Raw genomic sequence first — 4,710 nt, 5'->3', positions numbered from 1 at the left:
AACGGCAATGTCGGTTCCGCGGTCCCGCTCGCGTTTCTCACCACGGGTGCGACGGGAGCGACCGGCATCAACGCGGGCATCGTGCGCACAAGCGGCAATCAAAGCTACAACAACCCGACCACGATTGGCGTCGGCGTGACCCTGCAGAGCACCGGCGGCAATCTCGTCGCGGCTGCTCCGGTCACCGCGACGAGCGGAACGTTGTCGTTGTCCGCCGCGGGCACGGTCAGCTTCAACAACGCCGCGAACAACTTCAACACGGTCAATCTGAACACTGGTGGCAGCGTCGTGCTGCGCGATGCGAACGCGATCGTGCTGGGTCCGTCGAGCATCGGCGGCGCCCTCGGGCTCACCGCCAACGGCGCTGTTACCCAGATCGGTGCAATCACGGTGGGTGGCGCTTCGACGATCGCTGCCGGCGCGGGTCCGGTCGTCCTTACGGGAGCGAACGACTTCGGGGGCGACATCGCGGTGACGACGACAGGTGTCGCGCAACTCAACGACGTCAACAACCTGACCCTCGGCGCATCCAGTGCGAGTACGCTCACCGCCACCGCGGGCGGCGGAATCACGCTGAACGGAAACGTCAACGCGACTGCGGGCGGGAACAGCATCGTGCTCGCCGGCACCGCCTTCACCAACGACGCCGGTCCCGCTGCGCTCAATCCGGGGGCGGGCCGCTGGCTGGTGTGGTCCACGAACCCGGCGCTCGACAGTCGCGGCGGACTTGCCTACAACTTCAAGCAGTACAACGCCATCTTCGGCGTCACGCCGGTCCTGGGCACCGGCAACGGCTTCCTCTACAGCATCGCACCGGCGATCACACCGACGCTGGTCGGCACGGTGAGCAAGGTCTACGACGGAACGAACATCGCCACTCTCGTTCCCGCAAACTTCGCTGCCGTCGGTGCGATCGACGGCGATACGGTAACGCTCAACAATCCGGCGTCCGGCACCTACGACAATCGGAACGTCGGAACGAACAAGCCCGTCAGGGCACCCGGCGTCTCGATCGTGACTGCGACGAACGGAGCGGCGACGGTCTACGGATATCAACTCGCGAGCACCACGGCGACCGGCAACGTCGGCACCATTACCGCCGCGCCGCTCACACTGACCGCAGCGACGAATACTAAGGTGTACGACGGCACGGTGAGCTCGGCGGCGGTCCCGACCGTAACGGGACTGGTGGCGGGCGACACGGTGACGGGGCTCGCTCAGGTCTACGCCGACAAGAACGCGGGCACCGGCAAGACGCTGCTGGTTTCCAGCTACGCGGTCAACGACGGCAACGGCGGCAACAACTACAGCGTCACGACCATCGACAACACGACGGGCATCATCCATCCGGCGGCGCTGACCGTGACGGCCGCTGCCGGCCAGACCAAGGTGTACGGCGATGCCGATCCGCTGCCGTTCGCCTACGCGATCACGAGCGGCGCGCTCGTCGCGGGCGACACGCTGACCGGCGCGCTGTCGCGCACCGCGGGCGAGAACGTCGGCGGCTATGCGCTCACGCAGAACACGCTTACCGCCGGTTCGAACTACGCTCTCGCGTTCGTCTCGAATCCGTTCACGATCACGCCCGCGACGCTGACGTATCTTGCGAACGCCGCGACGGTGCGGCAGGGTACGCCGTTTCCCGTTTTCACCGGGACGGTCGAGGGATTCAAGGGCGCCGATACGCAAGCGAGCGCAACGACCGGTACCCTCGCGTTCACCACGCCGGCAACAAACTCGAACACGGCAGGCAGCTATCCCATCAACGGGTCCGGGCTCACCGCCAACTTCGGCAACTATGTCTTCGTGCAGGCGCCCGCGAACGCGACCGCGCTCACCATCCAGCCGCACGTCGAGCCGCTCCCGCCCGTAGGCCCGCTCCCGCCGGTCGTGATTCTGCAGGCGTACACGGGCGCGCTCGCCAGTGCTGCCCAGAGCGAGAGCGCGTGCGCCGAGCTCGAGTCGGGCAGCGAGACGGAAACGCTGTGCGGTGCACAGCAGAATTTCCGCGCGTCCGAGCAGAGGAACCTCACGCCGGGATGGCGGCGTGTCATCGATCTCGGAACCGTGTCGCTGATCATCGAAGGAGACGGCATGCGCACTCCCTGACCTTCGATTGCCGATTCCGCGTCGCGCTGCTGCAAGAAGAAGAACGAATCCCCGACACGATCGATCATGCCTTCCACCTTTCGACGCATCCGGCCAGGCGCGCTGTTCCTGGCCCTGCTCTGCAGCCCGGCGCCGGCCCAGGTACTGCCGCCCGACATCGGCACCACCATCCGCGAGATCGAGCAGAGACGCCCCGCCGTGCCGCAGACGCGAGAACCCGCGCTGCAGGTGGACGAGCCGGCGCGGCCCGCCCTGCAGGCAGCGCCCGACGTGCGTTTTCGTGTCGAGCGCTTGCGCATCACCGGCGCGACCGCGTTTCCGCCAGCCGAGCTGACCGCCTTGCTCGGCGACTTCGAAGGCGGCGAGCGCGGACTCGCAGACCTCGAACAGGCAGCGGCGCGCATCACGCGCTTCTATCGCGAGCACGGATATCTCGTCGCGCGCGCCTACGTGCCGGCGCAGGAAATCGCCGGCGGCGAGGTCGAGATCGCGGTGCTGGAAGGCTGCTTCGGCGGGCTTGAGGTGCGCAACACGTCGCGGCTCTCCGACGCGCTGGTGCGCGACACCCTGAGCCAGGCTTCGAGCGGCGCCGTCATCCGGCAGGGACCGCTCGAGCGCGAGCTGCTGCTGCTCTCGGAGCTCGCCGGTGTGTCGTCGAGCGCCACGCTCAAGCCGGGCGCCGAGGTCGGCACCTCGGACCTGCTCGTCGACGTCGCGCCGGTGCGCACGTTCTCCGGGGCGATCGAGGCGGACAACTACGGCAATCGCTATACCGGGGCGCTGCGTCTGGGCGGCAGCGTGGCCGCGGCGAATCTCGCCGGACGCGGGGATCTGCTCTCCGTGCGCGGTCTCGTCACGGAGCAGACGGACCTCTGGTACGGCCGTGCGGCCTACCAGATGCCGGTCGCGGGCAACGGCCTGCGTCTCGGCGCGGCGTTCTCGCGCACCTATTACACGCTGGGGCAGGGATTCTCGGCGCTCGATGCCAACGGCAACGCCAACGTCTACAGCCTGTTCGGTCTCTACCCGGCGATCCGGTCGACGCGCGGCAATCTCGATGCGCAGCTTTCGTTCGATTATCTCGACCTCGACGACCGGTATGCGACGGGGCTGTCGAATCCGCGCTGGATCCGCTCCGTCTCGATCGGCATGAACGGCGACCTGCGCGACGGCATCCTCGGCGGCGGCGTGAGCGCGGCATCGCTCGCTTACGTGAACGGCTATCTGCAGTTTCGCGACCAGGGCTTCTATCAGATCGACCAGGCAACGACCCAGTCGGCGGGCAGCTTCGACAAGCTGGTCTACTCGGCGCTGCGCCTGCAGCACCTCGGCGAGGCGCTGCAGCTCTACCTCGGCATCCAGGGGCAGTTCGCCGGCAAGAATCTGGACCCGTCGCAGAAGTTCGTGCTCGGCGGTCCGAACGGGGTGCGCGCGTATCCGCAGGGAGAAGGCGTCGGCGATGACGGATTTCTCGGCACGGCGGAGCTGCGCTACGCGCTGCCGCCGTGGGGCTGGTTGACGCGACCGCAGGTCTTCGCCTTCTTCGACGGCGGCACCGTCCGCATCAATCAGGATCCGTTTCGCGCCGGGCTCAACCGCATCAGCCAGTACGGCGCCGGCATAGGCGCCAATCTCCTCTTCGCGGGCGGCTTTTCTCTGCGCGGCAGCGTCGCCTGGCGCGTGGGATCGGAACCGGTGCCGGGTGTGAGCAACGCCTCGTCACAGGGCTGGATTCAGCTCGTGAAGTTCTTCTGACGGAGCGGACCTGCCGCGCAGGCGATCGCGCGGCTGGCTGCGGGGAGCGGGCGATCAGGCGAACGCCGTATCCAGCACCATCATCAGCGCGAAGCCCGTCATCACGCCGAAGGTGGCGTGCGTCTCGTGGCCGCGCCGATGCGATTCCGGGATGATCTCGTGGCTTACCATCACGCCCGCGCCGAAGCCCAGGGCGGAATTGCGAATCCGCTGCGACACCTCGCGCATGACGAGCAGCGGCAGCGCGCCGACGCCGGTCGCGAGTCCGGCGAGCAGGCTCGCGAACACGCCGTCGCGAATCTGCGGATGGGCGACCAGGAAGGCCGAGAGTTGCCCGCCCCAGGCTGCCAGCAGGTGGAGCGCGCCGCCGACGACGATGGCAAGGCCGACGATGCGTCGCCAGTCCGGCTGCCCGCCCTGGGCGGCGGAACGCCCGTGGCGGAGCCAGTCAGCGATGGCGAGCGTGGTGGTGGTCATGGGCTCTTGTACCGGCGTGAGCGCCGCTGCCTCCGAGCGATTACGTTACTTTTCCAGGAGGCTTCGGAGCATCCAGGCCGTCTTTTCGTGTACCTGCATGCGCTGGGTGAGGAGGTCGGCGGAAGGCTCGTCGTGTGCCTCGTCGACTGCCGGAAACACCGAGCGCGCCGTGCGCACGACCGCTTCCTGACCTTCGACCAGCAGACGGACCATTTCCTCGGCCTTCGGTGATCCGCTCACCTCCTTGATCGAACTCAAGTTGGTGAACTCGCCGTAGGTACCCGGCGCCCGGTAACCCAGGGCGCGAATGCGCTCGGCGATCTGGTCGACGGCGAGCGCGAGTTCGTTGTACTGGGTTTCGAACATGAG

The 4,710-nt window shown here is 67.5% G+C and carries 3 protein-coding genes and 1 pseudogene; 2 read left to right on the top strand and 2 right to left on the bottom strand.

Translation table 11 applies throughout. From position 1 onward, the window contains the following. Together JNK68_07110 and JNK68_07105 are read left to right on the top strand one after the other, a co-directional pair. The coding region (locus JNK68_07110; GenBank protein MBL8540125.1) for a hypothetical protein at positions 1-2,109 on the top strand (2,109 nt) is incomplete at its 5' end. A 66-nt stretch (positions 2,110-2,175) separates the two neighbouring features. Further along, positions 2,176-3,864 carry a ShlB/FhaC/HecB family hemolysin secretion/activation protein gene (locus JNK68_07105; protein MBL8540124.1) on the top strand — a complete coding sequence of 563 codons (1,689 nt, stop codon included), beginning with the start codon at positions 2,176-2,178 and terminating at the stop codon, positions 3,862-3,864. Between the two features lie 54 nt (positions 3,865-3,918). Here JNK68_07105 and JNK68_07100 read toward each other — a convergent pair. Continuing rightward, positions 3,919-4,056, bottom strand: a pseudogene (locus JNK68_07100) (ZIP family metal transporter). A 330-nt stretch (positions 4,057-4,386) separates the two neighbouring features. After that, on the bottom strand, positions 4,387-4,710 hold a 324-nt coding region (locus tag JNK68_07095), incomplete at its 5' end, for a DNA starvation/stationary phase protection protein (protein MBL8540123.1).

Source organism: Betaproteobacteria bacterium (assembly GCA_016791345.1).
Lineage (GTDB): Bacteria > Pseudomonadota > Gammaproteobacteria > Burkholderiales > JAEUMW01 > JAEUMW01.
Note: the sequence above shows the minus strand (reverse complement) of the source record. Positions and strands in the feature narration are given on the sequence as shown.

Excerpts from the sequence above, each read along its gene's own strand:
- JNK68_07105 (MBL8540124.1), top strand. The coding sequence starts at position 2,176 with ATGCCTTCCACCTTTCGACGCATCCGGCCAGGCGCGCTGTTCCTGGCC.